This is a genomic window from Bacillus australimaris (assembly GCF_001307105.1).
Lineage (GTDB): Bacteria > Bacillota > Bacilli > Bacillales > Bacillaceae > Bacillus > Bacillus australimaris.
In genome coordinates, this window is the sequence record NZ_LGYN01000001.1 from 321114 (window position 1) to 338466 (window position 17353).

Sequence of the window (17353 nt, forward strand, 5' to 3'; positions counted from 1 at the left end):
AAAATGATTGGATAAATTGATAAAAGAAAAAGACGATTTTATGGGTATATACGCAGGTTTTTAGACAACATAAAAAAGGCAGCTGATGAATCAGCTACCCTGTTGTTTTGACATCATTTGCTTGGTGCAATAGTTCTTTTGCGTGCTGTTTTGTCAGCTCAGTGACCTCCACACCCGCAATCATCCGGCCGATTTCACTCACTTTTTCTTCATGACTTAATGGCTTAACACTCGTTAGGGTTCGGCCTGCTTTTGAGCGTTTCGAAATGAAGAGATGTGTGTCAGCCATTGCTGCTACTTGAGGCAGATGTGTAATGCAGAGCACTTGTGAGCCAGCAGCTACTTTGTAAATTTTTTCAGCGATGGCTTGAGCGACTCTGCCACTGACGCCTGTATCTACCTCATCAAAAATAATGGATGTGACTTCTTGTTTGGCTGAGAAAATACTCTTCACAGCAAGCATAACACGTGAAATTTCTCCACCGGAGGCTACTTTCGATAAAGACTTCATTGGTTCGCCTGTATTTGTAGAAATGACAAATTGTGCTTGATCGATTCCATTTTTCCCGAGCTGAACAGGCTTTCCGTCTAATAATGGACAATCTGTACTGCCAAAAGGCGCATACCGAATAGAAAAAGCTGTGTCAAATGATGACTTCTCCATATACAAATCCTTGAGCTCCGTTTGAATTTGCTTCGCCAGCTTTTTGGCCCATTTTTTACGAAGCTCCGAAACGTTGAGCGCTTCCAGCAGGGCATCACGGCTCATCGCATCCAATTTGTTTTTGAGTGTTTGCAGATGGCTGTCTCGATTTTGAATTTGATCTATTTCTTCTTCAATCTTCGCTGCATACTCCAAAATTTCCTCAACTGTTGTGCCGTATTTTCGTTTTAACTGCTTCAATTCATTCAGCCTAGACTCAATAAAATCAAGACGTGCCGGGTCAAATTCTAATTGATCCAGCATGTTTCTCATTTGAAAAGTCGAATCCTCTAATAAGTAATAGGAGTTCGACACTTGTTCAGATAGCTTTTTCAAATCATCATTGATCTCAGATACCTGCTCGAGCTCACTTGAACTCATACCAACCCAATCAAGTCCCCCTTGCTCATTACGCAATGCGTTATATGCATTTTGAAGTGAGGAATAGATTTTCTCGTAGTTGCTGATCTGATGACGCTCTTCCTGAAGTTTCTCATCTTCTCCCGGCTCTAATTGCGCCGCCTCTATCTCCTCTAGCTGAAATTGCAGTAAATCTAACCTGTGCACCATTTCTTGCTCATTCTCAGATAGCTGTCTTAGCTTTTGAGCTGTCTTCATATATTGATCATACGCTTCTTGATATTGCGATAAAGCAGGTCCAATTTCTTCTGCCCCAAATTGATCAAGCAAATGCAGATGATTTTCATCTTCCATGAGCAACTGGTTATCATGCTGTCCGTGGATATCAAGTAAAAGCCGCCCTACTTCACGTAAAACTGAAATGGTGACAAGCTTTCCATTAATGCGGCAGATGCTTTTCCCACTGTTGTTAATATCACGACGAAGGATCATCATCTCATCGGAAGCGTCAATTCCTTGCTCTTCACATAGTGAAAAGACTGGATGATCTGCTGGTACAAGAAAAAGCCCTTCAAGCTCTGCCTTTTTTTCACCGTAGCGAACAAATTCAGAAGATCCTCTTCCTCCCACAAGAAGGGAGACAGCGTCAATCATGATAGATTTTCCGGCACCTGTTTCCCCTGTTAGAACCGTCAGTCCTTTTTCAAATGAAACCGTTAACTCTTCAATGATCGCAAAGTTTTTAATGGTTAATTCTGCTAACACTCATTTGACACCTCTTTTAGTCACCTGATTCTTTATAGAAGTTCTAAAATTTTGCTCGAAACTGTTTCTGTATCATCTGGCGTGCGGCAAATGATTAAAATGGTATCATCCCCGCAGATCGTTCCCATAATTTCTTCCCAATCTAGATTATCCATTAAAGCACCAATGGCTTGTGCATTCCCCGGCATTGTTTTAAGAACGATTAAATGACTGGCAGCATCCATTTTAATAAATGCATCCATTAGCGATCGCTTCAGCTTTGACAACGGGTTAAACCGCTGATCTGCCGGAAGACTGTATTTATATGTTCCATTGTTCGTCGGAACTTTCACTAAATGTAATTCTTTAATATCTCTAGAAACGGTCGCTTGTGTGATGTTATATCCATCGGCTTTTAAAATATCGACCAATTCGTCTTGTGTTTCGATCTCTTGGCTTGCAATGATTTCTCTGATTTTAATATGCCTTTGACCTTTATTCATGTTTGACCCCCCTAGGCGTTTCATTCACAGTTTGTCTTTACGTTCTATGTTATATGATGCACACTTCAAAAAACAAGCATTACGTAAGAAACGGCTGATTCTCGTCTTTTGACCATGTAAAAAGGAATAATAGCGAGCTATTATTCCTTTCAGCGTGTAGACAAACCCTTGCATTCGGTGTCAGTCCTGCGCGTTGGTGCTCACGAATGTCAAATTCGCTCCGCTCCAGTGCTCGAACTTCCTAGACTTCAAAGGTTTTCTATCACGCTGAAAAGAAGACAAAGGGCTAAAATAAAGATCATTTTAACCCTTTGTCACAATCTGAAAAGGAATAATAGCGAGCTATTATTCCTTTTGTTTCAATCATCTCATGTGTCAGCCGGCTCAGGGCTGTTTTTCTTTTCTTTCAATACGGAGTGGGCTTCCTTGACGACTTTCTCAAGTTCTGAAACCGAAAGTGCTGTATTCTCCTCTTGATCAGGATGAAGCACTAAATGGAGCAGGAATTCAATATTCCCGTCTCCACCAGTAATAGGCGAAAATGAGACATCCTTTACATCATAGCCTTCTTTTGCAGCAAATTGATTCATCTCTTCAAGGACACCAAGGTGAACAGACGGCTCACGCACAATGCCTTTTTTTCCGACAAGCTCTCTGCCCGCTTCAAATTGAGGCTTGACGAGCGCAATACAGTCACCACCCGGAACAAGAATATGCTTTAAAGCCGGCAGGATAAGTTTAAGTGAAATAAAAGAGACATCAATGGAAGCCACTTCTGGCAATCCTTCAGTAAAATCAGCCGGGACGGAATGACGGAAGTTGGTGCGCTCCATAACGATCACTCTGTCATCCTGCCTTAATTTCCACGCAAGCTGATTATAGCCAACATCTACAGCATATGATTTGACCGCTCCATTTTGAAGAGCACAATCTGTAAATCCGCCTGTCGATGAACCAATATCAATCAGTAATTTCCCTTCAACTGTTAGGTCAAATTCTTTTAGCGCTTTTTCAAGCTTTAACCCACCGCGGCTCACATATTTTAGAGGATTCCCCTTCACTGTGAGTGGTGTATCACGAGCAATTTTCTCTCCTGGTTTATCCAAACGGTTTTCATTTGAGTAAATGATCCCTGCCATGATGGCACGTTTTGCTTTCTCTCTCGTTTCCATTAGTCCTTGTTCGACTAATAAAACGTCAAGTCGTTCTTTCTTTGATGTCATGATCCAATTCCTTTTCTTGGTGCTGCGGGAAGCAGGTCACGTAAAGTCTCAGCAACCTTTGCTTTCGTTAGACCAATTTCTTCAAGCAGGGCATCAACACTTCCATGCTCAATAAATTCATCTGGGATGCCCATACGTTCTACTTTGATATGTGATGCTTTCTTGTCATGTATATATTCTAATACGCTGCTGCCAAACCCGCCTTGGAGCACAGCTTCTTCAATCGTTAAAATCGGAATACCTTCAGAAAGAATGTCATTTAACATCGCTTCATCAAGCGGCTTAATAAACCGGGCATTGACGACACGGATTGATTTTCCTTCTTTTTGAAGTTCCTCTGCTGCCTGCATCGCCATTTTAATCGTTGTTCCAAAAGTTAAAATGACTGCATCCTTTCCTTGACGAAGAACCTCCCAAGATCCAATCGGAATGGTTTTAAGCTGTTCATCCATTTTCACGCCAAGTCCGTTTCCGCGCGGGAAGCGCATAGCGATAGGACCGTCATCATACTGAATGGCTGTATTGACCATGTGCTGTCCTTCATTCTCATCCTTCGGCATCATGAGCACCATATTCGGCATATGGCGCATGAAGGCAATATCAAACACACCTTGATGCGTTTCTCCATCTGCACCGACAAGTCCCGCACGATCAATTCCGATAAATACATTGAGGTTCTGGCGGCAAATATCATGTAGCACCTGGTCATAGGCTCTTTGCAGGAACGTTGAGTAAATTGCTAAAAATGGCTTCATGTCCTGCGTCGCAAGCCCAGCTGCCATTGTCGCTGCATGCTGCTCGGCAATTCCAACATCAAACATTCGCTCTGGAAATTCCTTTGCAAAACCTTCAAGTTTTGATCCAACAGGCATCGCAGGGGTGATGGCAACAATTCGCTCATCTTCCCGCGCCAACTTTCTGACGGTTTCACTGACAAGACCACTCCATGACGGTGCAGCAGCTGCCGGTTTCACAAAGTCACCTGTATCAATTTTGTATGGTCCTGTGCCGTGCCAAGTCCCGATTTTATCGGATTCTGCCGGCTGATATCCTTTTCCTTTTTTCGTGATGACATGCAGAAGGACAGGACCTTTTGTTTTCTTTGCATATTCAAGGTTTTCAAAAAGATCTTCATAAGAATGTCCATCAACAGGGCCTAAGTATGTGAATCCCATTTCTTCAAAGAACATCCCGGAAACAAGTAAATATTTCAGGCTGTCTTTAATACGCTCTGCTGTGGCAGCGAGCTTTCCACCTACAGCTGGAATTCGCTTGAATAAATATTCGAGCTCATCCTTTACCCATTGGTATTTACCCGCTGTACGAAGTCTGCCAAGCATTGTGTGAATCGCACCGACATTTGGTGCAATACTCATTTCATTATCGTTTAGGATGACGATCATATCTTTCTTTTCATCACCTATATGATTCAAGGCTTCAAGCGCCATACCTCCGGTTAATGCGCCATCTCCGATAATCGGCAGGATATATTCATCTGTCCCTTTAATATCCCGTGCTGCTGCCATACCCATTGCGCCAGATAATGAGGTTGAACTGTGACCTGTTTCCCAAACATCGTGCTCGCTTTCATTTCGTTTAGGAAAACCGCAAAGTCCTTTATATTGACGAAGTGTATCAAACTCCGCCCCTCTTCCAGTTAACAGCTTGTGAACATAAGACTGATGTCCAACATCCCAAAGGAATTTGTCTTTCGGGCTGTCAAATACTTTATGAAGGGCAACAGTGAGTTCAACAACACCCAAGTTCGGACCGATATGCCCGCCAGAGTTAGCTAAGGACTCAATTAAAAACATACGAATGTCAGCACTTAGTTCCTCTAATTCTGCATTTGACATTCCTTTTAGAAACGTTGGATTTTTTATTGATAAAAGATCCAATCAGGATCAACTCGCTTTCAACAAAATTTCTATCTACATATATAATGCCCTATTCCGGTGAAAACCAAGTAGGAATAAGAGTTGTCTCATCATGATAAACTGTTTACAGTTTACCACAATTGCTCGAAGACCCTCAAATCTAGGCTGTTTTTAATGATCTCTTGAGGCAATCAGATCACATAACTCATGCAGCAATTGCTGCTCTAATTTAAGATTTGAGACAATTTCTTTTGCACGTGTAATGTGCTCATTCAGTTTTTCTTTTGCTCCTGAAAGCGTTAATAAAGAAGGATATGTCGACTTTTCATTCGCTGTATCTGAGCCAACCCGTTTCCCTATTTTTTCCTCACTGCCTTCAAGGTCTAAAATATCATCACGGATTTGAAAAGCGATGCCGATATGATAGCTGAACTCTCTTAGCTTTTCGATATCGTCATTTGATGCCCCAGCCAGCATTGCACCTGCTGCAACGCTGAATGTGAGAAGCTTTCCTGTTTTCCGGGCGTGAATGGATTCTAGTTCAGCAAGCGGCACTTGGTTTTGCTCTGCTTCCATGTCATCAAATTGACCGCCAACCATTCCTAGTGCACCTGCTGATTTGACAAGCTCATCTATGATTCTGAGCTTTTGGTCAGCAGAGACACTGCTGGATAGCTGCGATGTAATCAGGCGGAAACTTTCTGTTAAAAGTGCATCACCCGCTAGCACCGCTGTTGCTTCGCCGTATACTTTATGGTTGGTCGGCTTTCCTCTGCGAAGATCATCGTCGTCCATGCAAGGAAGGTCGTCGTGTATCAATGAATACGTATGGATCATCTCTACTGCACAGCCAACTGGTATGCCATCTTCTTCATTTTTTCCGTAGGCATGTAATAAAGCAAGAACGAGAACAGGACGGAGTCTTTTTCCTCCAGCTTTTAGAGAGTAAAGCATCGAAGATTTTAGGTCTTCTGGAATATTCAATTCCTGAACATATGTAAATAAATAATCTTCAATTGCCTTTTTTCGTGTTGTTAAAAAATCATGCAAATTACTTGTCACCAGCATCTGCCTCCTTCACTGAGAAAGGAGCTAGCTCACCGTCCTCTTTCAAAATGAAATCCATTTGCTTTTCAACGTGCTGTAATTTTTCATGACAAAGTTTTGAAAGTGTCATGCCTTCTTGGAAATAATGAATGGCTTGCTCAAGTGGTACATCTCCTTCTTCGAGCTTCCCAACAATCTCCTCAAGACCTTTCATCGCCTCTTCAAATGTCATTTGTTCTTCTTTTTGTTTATTTGAGTCTGTCATGATGATTGCCCCTCCTTCTCAATAACCTCACAAATCAGACGGCCATCCTTCATGGTGATGGTCAGCTGATCCTTCGTATCGACTTGGTTCACACTTTTAATCAGTTCATCGTCTTTATAGGCTAAACTGTAGCCTCTTTCCATCACTTGAAGTGGATTTAATGCATTTAGTTTACCAAGAACAGATTGGAACTGCGAATGAATTGTTTTCATTTGCACATTCATGCTGCGAATGAGCTGTTCTGTTTCATTGGCGTGGCGTTTTTTCGCCTGAAGCAGCTGTTCTTTTGGATGAAGCGGCTTCAGTCTGTATGTCTGGCGGTCTAACTGACTGCGCTTTTGATCAATTTGTCTCGTCAGCTGTTTTTGAAAACGGTCAAATACCAAATCGAATTGCTGCTCTTTTTGCTCCTGTAATCGTTTCGGAAAACGGAAGGCGTAAGAAGATTGAAGCGCTACAAGGCGATCCTTCGCTTGAGATGTTCGATTTTTTACCGCCCTTGTGAGCCGAATGTCGATGGATTTGATTCGTTCAATTAAATCGGCTGTGCTCGGAACAGCGAGCTCGGCTGCTCCTGTTGGTGTGGGTGCTCTCATGTCTGCAGTGAAATCACTGATCGTAAAATCCGTTTCGTGCCCAACTGCAGAAATGATGGGAATGTTTGATGCGAAAATCGCTCTTGCGACGGCTTCTTCATTAAAGGCCCAAAGTTCTTCAATCGAACCGCCTCCTCTTCCGACAATCAATACATCACAGAGCTGTTTATCATTCGCTTCCTTGATCCGCTCTACGATTGAACGCGTCGCATTTTCACCTTGGACCAGTGCGGGAAGCACAATGATTTTTGCTTGCTGGTAGCGCCGGTTAATCGTTGTGATGACATCTCTAACAGCCGCTCCTGTTGGAGATGTAATGACACCAACAACCTCCGGGTATTCAGGAATTGGTTTTTTATAGCGCGCATCAAATAAGCCTTCACTTGCCAGCTTTTTCTTCAGCTCTTCGTAAGCGAGATGAAGAGCACCAACACCATCAGGCTGCATTTCTTTTGCATATAATTGATAGTTGCCGCTTGGTTCATATACTTGAATCCCGCCGCGTACAAACACTTTCATTCCGCTCTTTGGTGAAAAAGGCAGCTTCGATGCGGAGCGCTGAAACATCACAGCTTGCATGCGTGCGTTTTCGTCTTTTAAGGTGAAGTAAACATGACCTCTTGAATGAATCTTTACATTAGATAATTCACCTTTGATCCAAATGTCTTCTAAATGCGGATCCACATCAAATTTTCTTTTTATGTATTTTGTAAGGGCTGTGACCGTCACAAAGGCTTTTTCACTCATGACGTATTCCTCCTCTTCAAAAACGCACATTCATCCACCAGCAGCATGCAGGTGGATGAATGAAATAAAGCTTATGCTAATGTACGTTTTGCTGATTTAACCGTATTGTGTGCAAGCATCGTAATCGTCATTGGACCGACTCCGCCAGGAACTGGTGTGATGTAGGAAGCTTTTTCTTTTGCTTCTTCAAAATCAACATCTCCAACAAGCTTCCCAGTATCTAAACGATTAACTCCTACATCGATGACAATTGCACCTTCTTTGATTTGGTCAGCTTTAATAAAGTTTGCTCGACCGACGGCAACAACTAAAATGTCCGCTTTTAACGTATGTTCTGAAATATTCGCCGTTCTTGAATGGCAGTAAGTAACCGTTGCGTTTTCGTTTAACAGCAATTGTCCAACTGGTTTGCCGACAATATTGCTGCGTCCAACAACGACCACTTCTTTTCCAGAAAGATCGACACCCGTTTTGTTCAATAATTCAACAATGCCTGCTGGTGTACAAGGAAGGAATGTGTCTTCCCCAAGCAGCATTTTCCCGATATTTAATGGATGAAAACCATCCACATCTTTCTCAGGTGAAATACGTTCAATGACGGCTTTTTCAGAAATGTGTTTTGGCAGTGGAAGTTGAACAAGAATCCCGTGGAATTGATCGTTCGCATTGTACTGATCAATCAGCTGAAGCAATTCTTCTTCTGTTAAAGAAGCGTCTAAATGATCAAGCTGGAAATGCATGCCCATTGCTTCTGCCGCTTTTTTCTTCCCGCGTACGTAAGAAAGTGAAGCCGGATCATCACCGATTAGAATAACGGCAAGACCAGGTGTGACTCCTTTTTGTTTTAGCTCTTCTACTTCTTTTGCTAATTGTTCACGTTTTTCTTTTGCTGTTTCTTTCCCATCGATGATTGTTGCTGTCATGTCGAATCCTCCTATTACTGCTTTAGGTCATTTTTAATGTTTGAAAGTACACCATTTACAAATTTCGGTGCTTTATCATCGCCGAAAAGTTTGGCGAGTTCAATCGCTTCATTCATTGAGACACTAACTGGGATGTCTTCTTGATACACCATCTCGTAAACAGACAGCCTTAAAATGGCTCTGTCTACGTTTGCAATACGATCGAGTTTCCAATTCACTAGATGCTGTGAGATCATGTCATCGAGCTTGTCCTTTTGTTCAAGCACACCGAAAACCAGTTCCTCGAAAAAAGGATCTGATTCTTGTTCATCCAGCGCATGTGTAATGGCCTCTTTCGGATCAATATTGCTCACATCAATTTGAAATAATGTTTGTAGCGCCTTTTCTCTTGCAGTTCTTCTTTTCATTATTTACTCCTTTAACCACTTTATCCGCTTGTCGTTAAGCCATACAGAGATCATAACATATTTTGTCCGTGGTCGCACCAAGATCCATGCGAGCTGTGACGAAAAACGAATCAATCAACACGTGACATCATTATTATTCGGAAATCACCCAAAAATGAGCTTTAAAAAACCAAAGAGGCAATGCCTCCTTGGTTTCAATTGAACCCTTTTTTACATTTCTTGATCTACTTCAGCTTCAGGTGCTTTTGTATCAAATTGAATGCCAACGACATGAATGTTGATTTCATTAATTGTTAAGGCAGTCATGTTTAAAAGGGTTTGACGGATATTTTCTTGTACAGCAGTGGATACCTTTGGAATGGACAAGCCAAATTCAACCACACAATATACATCAACTGTGATGCCTTCATCAGAGACATCTACTTTTACACCTTTACGGTGATTTTTTTTACCAAAGCGTTCTGCTACATCAGCAGCGAAATTGCCGCGCATTTCGGCAATGCCTTCGACCTCTGAAGCGGCGATCCCAGCAATGACTTCAATCACTTCTGGTGCAATTTGCACTTTTCCCAATTGATCTTCATCAAGGTTCATTTCAAGCAAATTGTTTTCTGACACGATCATTCACCTCCGAAAGCTGTGATTATTTCATGATTTGGTATGTTTCTAAAAACTTCGTATTAAAATTACCACTCACAAATGTTTCATGCTCAAGCAATCTTAGGTGGAATGGAATGGTTGTGTAGACTCCTTCAATGACGAATTCTTGAAGCGCTCGTTTCATTTTCGCAATCGCTTCTTCTCTCGTCTTACCATATGTGATCACTTTCGCAATCATGCTGTCATAATATGGCGGAATCACATAGCCCGGATAAGCGGCAGAATCAACACGTACACCTAGTCCGCCTGGCGGAAGATACATTTTGATTTCACCAGCTGAAGGCATGAAGTTTTTCTCTGGGTTCTCAGCATTAATACGGCATTCGATTGCCCAGCCTTCATATACGACATCCTCTTGTGTAAGAGAAAGCTTCTCACCTGATGCGACCTTGATCTGTTCTTTGATCAAGTCTACACCTGTGACCATTTCCGTTACAGGATGCTCTACTTGAATACGAGTATTCATTTCCATGAAGTAGAACTTCTCTTCATTATAATCATAAATGAATTCAACTGTTCCAGCACCAGTGTATTCAACAGCTTCAGCTGCTTTTACGGCTGCTTCACCCATTTGCTCACGGATGTCTGCATTCAGTGCTGGTGATGGCGTTTCTTCAAGCAGTTTTTGCATTCTTCTTTGGATCGAGCAATCACGCTCTCCTAAGTGAATGGTATGGCCATGCTGATCTGCTAACACTTGGATTTCCACATGTCTAAAGTCTTCAATGAATTTCTCCAAGTAGACACCTGGGTTACCAAAGTTTTGCGCAGCTTCCTGCTGCGTGATGGTCACACCGTTAATGAGCTCTTCTTCTGTACGAGCCACACGGATTCCTTTACCGCCGCCGCCTGCAGTTGCTTTAATAATGACAGGATACCCAATACTAGCTGCTGTTGAAACAGCATCATCAAGATCTTTTACAATTCCTTGAGAACCAGGAACAATCGGGACGCCTGCACTCTTCATTGTTTCTCGCGCAACATCTTTTGTTCCCATTTTGGAAATCGCTGACGCAGTTGGTCCAACAAAGATTACGTTACATTCCTCGCAAAGCTCTGCGAAGTCTGCATTTTCTGCTAAAAAGCCGTATCCTGGGTGTATGGCATCTGTACCTGTTAATTTTGCTACACTCACAATATTTGTGACATTTAAATAACTATCTTTAGAAGCAGTTGGTCCGATGCAATATGCTTCATCAGCCATTTGTACATGCAGCGCATCGCGATCCGCTTCAGAAAATACCGCAACAGTTTCAATTCCAAGCTCTTTACAAGCGCGGATAATTCTAACTGCGATTTCTCCTCTGTTTGCAATTAATAGCTTTTTAATCATGATCGTACTCCTTACTCTGCTTTCACTAGAAAGAGGGGTTGTCCGAATTCTACAAGCTGACCGTTTTCAGCTAATACTTCGACGATTTCACCTTTTACTTCTGCTTCGATTTCATTGAACAGTTTCATCGCTTCAACGATACATACAACTGAATTTTCCTTCACCTTAGAACCTGTTGTCACGTATGGATCTGCTTCTGGTGAAGATGAAGCATAAAATGTGCCAACCATTGGGGATGTGATTTTATGCAGATTTTCAGACACAGCAGCCTCTTGTACAGGGGCTTCGGTCTGAGCTGGAGCTTGTGCTGTAGGAGCTTGTTGAGCTGGAGCTGCTTGGACAGGAGCCACTGGTGCTTGTGCCGCAACTTGCTGAACGACTTCTTTGTTTTTCTTTAGTTTGATTTTCGCACCTTCGTTTTCGTACGTAAATTCATCGATTGTAGAGTCGTCAATTAATTTAATCAGTTCATGAATTTCTTCAATTTTTAACATGGATTTGCACCCCTATGTATGGATTTATCTTTTTATTATAGGCTAGTACTAAAAGTACGTACTATACCCATCTTACAGGAGGATTTCAATGAATTCAACTACTATTGTGGTGAAGCGCCTCGTAAGCGCACTTTGGGAAGGCCGTTAAACCGCATAAAAAAACGCCCTTTTCGGCAAAGGGCGCTCGTTCAATTTTTATTGATTAGAGGGCTCAAATGTGACAGCTACGTTGTCAAGACCTCTTATTTCTTTTGTGACCATATCAATAATGTCGGCCGCCTGAGATTTGGATTTTTTGTCAGAACGAACCGTGATGTTCACTTTATCTCCTTCAGCACTCACCAGCGCATCTTTATATCCTTTTGTTTTAATTAAGGTCTCGAGCTGACGCTCAGTTCCTTCCGCTTCACTAAGCGCTGTCATTTGGTCATACGCTTCACTTTTTTCTTGTGCTGTTGCATCGTCACTGGAGACGATTTCGTTGAATTCTTCGCGCTGCTTGCTTCGTTTATCTTCAAGCTCTAGTCTGTATGTTGTAAACAGCTCATCGTCTGTTTGCTCTGACACAGCCTTTCCTTCTTCACCGCTTGTTTCAATATCCTCTTGTTTGCCGCTTGTTTCTTTGTCAGTGGACTTCTTATCAGCACCTTTTTCCGTTCCTTTGTCCATTCCTTTTTCTGTTTCAGTCTTTTTCTCTTCCATACCTTTTGATTTCGTATCTTCTACTGTCACAGCATTTTCACCTTGTGGAGACATGATATAGTACACACTTAATACGACAACTAAACTTAGCATCGTTAATAGCCAAACCGTTTGTTTTTTTAACATCATTCCGAATCCTCCTTGATTTTTTTAGGGGCAACAGCCACTCTATGGCTCGGTACATCAAGTACTCTTGTAACCGCTTCAATGATGGTTTTCTTTATTTGAACGTTGTCTACTCCTTGAGCAACAACGAGGACACCTCGAATGTCTGGTTTTTTCGTTTGAACAACGACGGGTGTTTCTTCATTGCCATTTTTAATGATGACGATTTCTTCTTCTTTTGTTTGATCTGTAACACTTCGTACGCCGCCTTCTTTATCTGTTTCCTCGGTCGTTGTGCTTTTATTGGATTTATTTTTTTCAAACACTTTTAAAGACGTTGCATCGACATTGACCACAATTGATACATCCTCAACGCCAATGATTGTCTCTAAAATTTCTTTCAGCTGATTTTCGTATTCTTGCTCCACGTCCTCAATCGAATTCTTTGATTTACCTGAGGATGCCGGTTTGAATACCTCCTGCTCTTCTGAGGATATTTTTTTAGAAGCAGGAACCGCAGCCTGCTGTTTGCTTGATGGCGGTGACAAGATCTGACTGACTAACATGAAAGATACGCCGATGATGAAGACAAGCAGCAAGTAATGATGCTTCGTTAATTTTGGTTTCCCTTCACCTTTTTCAGGCGGCTGTAAGAATGATTTCAGCTTTTGTTTCCAGTCCTTGTTATTCATGATCTGCTGCGTCACCTCCCTCAATGTTCAGCGCGATGTGCTCAGGACTCGTATTCCAAACATCAGCAAGTGTCTCTTTTACCCTTGTGATCTCTTTGCTAGAAGATCCAGCGCTTTCCTCCTTTTGCCTGGAGAGATCAATGTCCACCTTTGCCACCGTTTCTACAGCATCACCTGTGAGCGGGGAAAGAACTGCTTTGATGCGAAATTGATCCGCCTCCATATTCTGATCCAGATGCTCCTCATCAGCCAGCACTTCTACGTGTTTCATTTCATAGCTCTCCTTCTTTAGTGGCTCCTTTGCGCTTTTTTCTAGTTGGACAGCCATTTGCTTTAAAATATATGCACGCTGAGAGGCTTGTATTTCTTTTTTTTCTAAATTCATCTGATTTTTTATTTCTTCTGACTGCGCTTCTTCCTTCCCTTTCATCAATTCTGAGAAAATTTGATCAGGATCCGCTCGAAATAAAGCAAAAATCGGATTGAGCATCACCACGATTAGCAGCAGGCTGACGACCATTTTTGCATACTTTTGCATGCTCGAATTGGGAAGCAGAAGATCAATGACAATCGCAAATAAAATAAAGAGAATAATACTTGTGATCCATTCCGTGAGAAAGCTCAACAGATGTCCCCTCCTTACTTCATCATCATGGTCAGGTTACCAGCAGTGATGATGACGGTAATACTTAAAAAGAACATGAGCGACACAACAGCAAGTGCGGCAAATATATACAGAACACTTTTTGAAATGACATCAAGACAGCTGATGATGGGTCCGCCCCCTAATGGCTGAAGGATGGCAGCGGCAAGCTTATATATAAGAGCTAATGAGAGTACTTTAATCGCCGGGAAGGCGGCAATTGAAATCAAAATGGCAACTCCAACAAGCCCAACCGTATTTTTAAGTAAAACAGAGGCGCTGATCACAGTATCCGTCGCATCTGTAAACATTCTGCCTAGGACAGGGATGAAGTTTCCTGTAATGAATTTGGCTGTACGAAGAGCGATTCCATCCGTAATGGCCGCAGATGCACCCTGCACGGAAATGACACCGAGAAACACGGTTAAAAAAACGGCAAGCCCGCCAATTGCCACATTTCTTAACAATTGGGCAAGCTGGGTGACCTTGTATTGTTCGGTCAACGTACTAACAATGCTCAATATCGCTGATAAAAAAATGAGCGGAAGAACGACATACTGAATGAAAACACCGCTCGTGTTCATTAAAAATAAAATAACGGGATGAAAGAATCCAGCTGAGACAAGCCCGCCTGATGAAGCGATGAGCGCTAATAAAAGAGGAATAAGAGCAAGAATAAAACTAGTCATCGTTTGTATGGCTTCTGTTGCGTAGGAAATCGCCACATGAAAGCTGTTGAGCGCAATAATGATTAAGACCATATAAACAAGAGCATATGCGACTTTGCTGACGGTGCTTTGCTCAAAGGCATTTTGCAAAAGCTGCAAAAGCGAACAAAAGATGGTGAGTAAGATCAATGTGCCTAGGAGCTTTCCGTTTGCAATGACCTCGTGAAAAAGATAATGAACAAAGGCTTTCAGCCATGTTTGGGGAGACAGCTCTTTATCACCGTCAATCATTTCCTTCACTGTGCCTTTTTGGCTCTCTGGCAAGAAACCGCCATACTCGTCCAATATGGTTTCCCAAAAGTCACTGATGGAATGAAGCTCTAGTGCATCAGCCTGTCCACTCGCCACTTCCTCTGCTGCTGGTTCTTCATTTGATAAAGGTACTTTTTCTTCTGCACCACCTGCTTGCGGAGCGATCAGCCAAAAGAAAAGCATCAGTCCCATTACAGCTGTCACCCGTTTCATTGTCATCACCTCTTTTCAATTACGTCATGGACGGGATCATACCTAAGATCGTCTCAATGATGACTGTTAAAATCGGGACTGCCATGACCAAGATGAGGATCTTACCGCCAAGCTCTATTTTTGATGCAATGGCGCCTTGTCCAGCATCTTTCGTCAGCTGAGCGCCAAATTCCGCAATATAGGCAATGCCAATAATCTTCAATATGGTTTCAACATACTTCATATTGACACCGGCACTTGCCGCAATTTTTTCAATCATCGAGATAATGGCATAGATTTGATCAATTAAATAAAGAAAAATCACACATCCTGTAAAAACAACAAGCATAAAGGCGAAGGTTGGCTTTTGTTCTTTGACGATTAATGCTAAAAAAGTAGCGATTAAACCAAGTCCAACAATTTGTATGATTTCGATTTGTAAGCCCTCCCCTATCCTTGAAATAGAAATACGGCTTTAATCTTTTTAAACAAATCATCTACAATGGTTGCGACCATAAATAAAATGTAGATAAACCCAAGCAGCGTCACCCACTGAGCATACTCCTTTTTTCCCATTTGATCTAAAATCGTATGGAGAAAGGCCACGACGATGCCTACTCCCGCAATTTGAAAAATGACGTTTACATCAACGCCCATGCTCTCGACTCCCTTCCTCTCACATCAATAAAAGAATCAGTAGTAATCCGCTTAAAAATCCGAGGCTTCTGACCATTTTTTCATTTTTTGCTTGAGCGATTTCAGCTTCTTTCTCCTCTGATTCCAAATGGCCTAAAGCAAGCTTGATATACTTTTGCTGAGAAGTGACATCATGCTGACCAAGTGTTTCTCCAAAGTGCTTCAGGGCCTCATATTCGCCTTTTTTCAATACGGTTTTTTTCCAAACATCCTCAAGGCTCTCGTTCCATGCATGTCGTGCAGAAAAAGTCCCCACTCTAAGTTTTTCTGCAAATTGTTCAAACAGCTCATTCACAGGAGGACCGACCTGCGAAGCAATTTGCTTTGCAGCCCGCGCTAGAGGGGTTTGACCATACATAATTTCAGCTTCAAGAGATTGGAGAGCAAACCGCAGCTGCCGAATTTGTTTAGGCCGGTCGCTGTATCGTTTGGCAAACTCAAAGCCTCCCCATGTCGTGGCCGCAACAATGAAAATAGCGCCAATGAGCTTTAACATACGTCCACTCCCCGCCTCCATTTCACCTCATGTCCGTCTTGGTCATACATCCGTCCGATTGTGCCAGGCCCATTGTTTCTATTTAATTCAATATACCGTTCAAACACACGAAGCTCCCATAACGGCTTAAATGAAGGACGTTTGTATACATCTTCAAGTGAATATCCATGAGCTGAGACGATGATGTTGACTCCTGCATGAATCGCTTCTAGAAGTGCCTGTACATCCTCGCTTTTCCCAATTTCATCTATAATCATGACCTCTGGGCTCATAGACCGAATCATCATCATCAGCCCTTCAGCTTTTGGACACGCATCGAGTACATCAATTCGGTGGCCAAAATGGTGCTGCGGCACCCCTCTTATACATCCGGCGATTTCAGAGCGCTCATCAATAATTCCTGTTTTTCTAGGAGGAATGGCTTTTGTTCCTGTACTAGCAAGACGTGCTATATCCCGCAGCAATGTGGTTTTCCCCGTTTGAGGCGGACCGATGATAAGTGTATTGTGCCAGCGCTCTTCATATAAATAAGGTAGAAAGGGAAGTGCTATCCCGATTTTTTCTTTTGCAATCCGGATATTAAATGAAGAGATATCTCTTAATCCTTTGACGAACCCATTTTCAACGATCACCTTTCCTGCAAGTCCTACACGGTGCCCGCCAAATATCGTGATATAGCCCTGTTTTAGCTCTTCCTCAAGTGTGTACATGCTGTAATTGCTCAGTCTGCCTAATAGCTGAGACGCATCTTCACCTGTTGTGTGATAAGAAAGAAAACGCGGCTTTCCTCCTTGCATCAATTCAATAGGGCGATCCGTACGAATGCGGATTTCCTCTATTTGCGCCCATTCTTCTTCTTGCAGCAGGCTGAGTTCTTGTCCAATTGAGTGCGGGAGAATATCCAACAAACTCCGCAACGAATTCCCCTCCTTTTTTTCTTCTCTAAAATGTATGATGTGAGCTGT

The 17353-nt window shown here is 42.3% G+C and carries 20 protein-coding genes; all 20 read right to left on the minus strand.

The genetic code is table 11. The annotated features are described in order from the left end of the window. Nucleotides 1–94: 94 nt before the first annotated feature. Nucleotides 95–1828, minus strand: a complete 1734-nt coding sequence (gene recN, locus AKG37_RS01695) for a DNA repair protein RecN (RefSeq protein ID WP_060697299.1) — start codon at nt 1826–1828, stop codon at nt 95–97. Nucleotides 1829–1860: 32 nt separating this feature from the next. Continuing rightward, a complete protein-coding gene (gene ahrC, locus AKG37_RS01700) occupies nt 1861–2310 on the minus strand; it encodes a transcriptional regulator AhrC/ArgR (RefSeq protein WP_024422938.1) in 450 nt (149 codons plus the stop codon). Between the two features lie 368 nt (nt 2311–2678). Then, nucleotides 2679–3533 carry a TlyA family RNA methyltransferase gene (locus tag AKG37_RS01705; protein WP_060697300.1) on the minus strand — a complete coding sequence of 285 codons (855 nt, stop codon included), beginning with the start codon at nt 3531–3533 and terminating at the stop codon, nt 2679–2681. Further along, nucleotides 3530–5431 carry a 1-deoxy-D-xylulose-5-phosphate synthase gene (gene dxs / locus AKG37_RS01710; protein ID WP_060697301.1) on the minus strand — a complete coding sequence of 634 codons (1902 nt, stop codon included), beginning with the start codon at nt 5429–5431 and terminating at the stop codon, nt 3530–3532. Before dxs ends, AKG37_RS01705 begins: the two co-directional genes overlap by 4 nt. A gap of 150 nt (nt 5432–5581) precedes the next feature. Continuing rightward, the gene (locus AKG37_RS01715; protein WP_193391686.1) at nt 5582–6478 is read right to left on the minus strand and encodes a polyprenyl synthetase family protein; all 897 of its coding nucleotides are present in this window, start codon (nt 6476–6478) and stop codon (nt 5582–5584) included. After that, complete coding sequence (locus AKG37_RS01720; protein WP_060697303.1) at nt 6462–6722, minus strand: exodeoxyribonuclease VII small subunit; 261 nt, start codon at nt 6720–6722, stop codon at nt 6462–6464. The genes AKG37_RS01715 and AKG37_RS01720 overlap by 17 nt, the downstream gene beginning before the upstream one ends. Further along, nucleotides 6719–8065 carry an exodeoxyribonuclease VII large subunit gene (gene xseA, locus AKG37_RS01725; protein WP_060697304.1) on the minus strand — a complete coding sequence of 449 codons (1347 nt, stop codon included), beginning with the start codon at nt 8063–8065 and terminating at the stop codon, nt 6719–6721. The genes AKG37_RS01720 and xseA overlap by 4 nt, the downstream gene beginning before the upstream one ends. A 71-nt stretch (nt 8066–8136) precedes the next feature. Continuing rightward, nucleotides 8137–8988, minus strand: a complete 852-nt coding sequence (gene folD, locus AKG37_RS01730) for a bifunctional methylenetetrahydrofolate dehydrogenase/methenyltetrahydrofolate cyclohydrolase FolD (protein WP_060697305.1) — start codon at nt 8986–8988, stop codon at nt 8137–8139. Between the two features lie 14 nt (nt 8989–9002). Next, on the minus strand, nt 9003–9395 hold the full coding sequence (nusB, locus tag AKG37_RS01735; protein WP_008342218.1) for a transcription antitermination factor NusB: 393 nt from the start codon (nt 9393–9395) through the stop codon (nt 9003–9005). A 210-nt stretch (nt 9396–9605) separates the two neighbouring features. Continuing rightward, the gene (locus AKG37_RS01740; RefSeq protein WP_060697306.1) at nt 9606–10013 is read right to left on the minus strand and encodes an Asp23/Gls24 family envelope stress response protein; all 408 of its coding nucleotides are present in this window, start codon (nt 10011–10013) and stop codon (nt 9606–9608) included. Nucleotides 10014–10038: 25 nt separating this feature from the next. After that, nucleotides 10039–11388, minus strand: coding sequence for an acetyl-CoA carboxylase biotin carboxylase subunit (accC, locus tag AKG37_RS01745; RefSeq protein WP_060697307.1), 1350 nt, complete (start codon nt 11386–11388; stop codon nt 10039–10041). An 11-nt stretch (nt 11389–11399) separates the two neighbouring features. Continuing rightward, nucleotides 11400–11882, minus strand: a complete 483-nt coding sequence (gene accB, locus AKG37_RS01750; RefSeq protein ID WP_060697308.1) for an acetyl-CoA carboxylase biotin carboxyl carrier protein — start codon at nt 11880–11882, stop codon at nt 11400–11402. A 195-nt stretch (nt 11883–12077) separates the two neighbouring features. Further along, on the minus strand, nt 12078–12710 hold the full coding sequence (locus AKG37_RS01755) for a SpoIIIAH-like family protein (protein WP_060697748.1): 633 nt from the start codon (nt 12708–12710) through the stop codon (nt 12078–12080). Next, complete coding sequence (spoIIIAG, locus tag AKG37_RS01760; RefSeq protein WP_060697309.1) at nt 12710–13381, minus strand: stage III sporulation protein AG; 672 nt, start codon at nt 13379–13381, stop codon at nt 12710–12712. Before spoIIIAG ends, AKG37_RS01755 begins: the two co-directional genes overlap by 1 nt. Further along, entirely contained in the window at nt 13374–14006 is a 633-nt protein-coding gene (spoIIIAF, locus tag AKG37_RS01765) for a stage III sporulation protein AF (protein WP_060697310.1), read from the minus strand. Before spoIIIAF ends, spoIIIAG begins: the two co-directional genes overlap by 8 nt. Before the next feature lie 14 nt (nt 14007–14020). Then, nucleotides 14021–15217, minus strand: coding sequence for a stage III sporulation protein AE (spoIIIAE, locus tag AKG37_RS01770; RefSeq protein WP_060697311.1), 1197 nt, complete (start codon nt 15215–15217; stop codon nt 14021–14023). Between the two features lie 19 nt (nt 15218–15236). Next, nucleotides 15237–15650 (minus strand): stage III sporulation protein AD, encoded by a 414-nt coding sequence (gene spoIIIAD, locus AKG37_RS01775; protein ID WP_087978339.1) that lies wholly within the window; start codon nt 15648–15650, stop codon nt 15237–15239. After that, nucleotides 15647–15853 (minus strand): stage III sporulation protein AC, encoded by a 207-nt coding sequence (gene spoIIIAC, locus AKG37_RS01780; protein WP_003153142.1) that lies wholly within the window; start codon nt 15851–15853, stop codon nt 15647–15649. The genes spoIIIAD and spoIIIAC overlap by 4 nt, the downstream gene beginning before the upstream one ends. 19 nt (nt 15854–15872) lie before the next feature. Beyond that, complete coding sequence (gene spoIIIAB / locus AKG37_RS01785) at nt 15873–16388, minus strand: stage III sporulation protein SpoIIIAB (RefSeq protein WP_060697312.1); 516 nt, start codon at nt 16386–16388, stop codon at nt 15873–15875. Further along, nucleotides 16382–17305 (minus strand): stage III sporulation protein AA, encoded by a 924-nt coding sequence (gene spoIIIAA, locus AKG37_RS01790; RefSeq protein ID WP_060697313.1) that lies wholly within the window; start codon nt 17303–17305, stop codon nt 16382–16384. Before spoIIIAA ends, spoIIIAB begins: the two co-directional genes overlap by 7 nt. Nucleotides 17306–17353: the final 48 nt, after the last annotated feature.

Excerpts from the sequence above, each read along its gene's own strand:
- ahrC (WP_024422938.1), bottom strand. The coding sequence starts at position 2,310 with ATGAATAAAGGTCAAAGGCATATTAAAATCAGAGAAATCATTGCAAGC.
- AKG37_RS01705 (WP_060697300.1), bottom strand. The coding sequence starts at position 3,533 with ATGACATCAAAGAAAGAACGACTTGACGTTTTATTAGTCGAACAAGGA.
- AKG37_RS01715 (WP_193391686.1), bottom strand. The coding sequence starts at position 6,478 with ATGCTGGTGACAAGTAATTTGCATGATTTTTTAACAACACGAAAAAAG.
- AKG37_RS01720 (WP_060697303.1), bottom strand. The coding sequence starts at position 6,722 with ATGACAGACTCAAATAAACAAAAAGAAGAACAAATGACATTTGAAGAG.
- xseA (WP_060697304.1), bottom strand. The coding sequence starts at position 8,065 with ATGAGTGAAAAAGCCTTTGTGACGGTCACAGCCCTTACAAAATACATA.
- folD (WP_060697305.1), bottom strand. The coding sequence starts at position 8,988 with ATGACAGCAACAATCATCGATGGGAAAGAAACAGCAAAAGAAAAACGT.
- nusB (WP_008342218.1), bottom strand. The coding sequence starts at position 9,395 with ATGAAAAGAAGAACTGCAAGAGAAAAGGCGCTACAAACATTATTTCAA.
- accC (WP_060697307.1), bottom strand. The coding sequence starts at position 11,388 with ATGATTAAAAAGCTATTAATTGCAAACAGAGGAGAAATCGCAGTTAGA.
- accB (WP_060697308.1), bottom strand. The coding sequence starts at position 11,882 with ATGTTAAAAATTGAAGAAATTCATGAACTGATTAAATTAATTGACGAC.
- AKG37_RS01755 (WP_060697748.1), bottom strand. The coding sequence starts at position 12,710 with ATGTTAAAAAAACAAACGGTTTGGCTATTAACGATGCTAAGTTTAGTT.
- spoIIIAG (WP_060697309.1), bottom strand. The coding sequence starts at position 13,381 with ATGAATAACAAGGACTGGAAACAAAAGCTGAAATCATTCTTACAGCCG.
- spoIIIAE (WP_060697311.1), bottom strand. The coding sequence starts at position 15,217 with ATGAAACGGGTGACAGCTGTAATGGGACTGATGCTTTTCTTTTGGCTG.
- spoIIIAC (WP_003153142.1), bottom strand. The coding sequence starts at position 15,853 with ATGGGCGTTGATGTAAACGTCATTTTTCAAATTGCGGGAGTAGGCATC.
- spoIIIAB (WP_060697312.1), bottom strand. The coding sequence starts at position 16,388 with ATGTTAAAGCTCATTGGCGCTATTTTCATTGTTGCGGCCACGACATGG.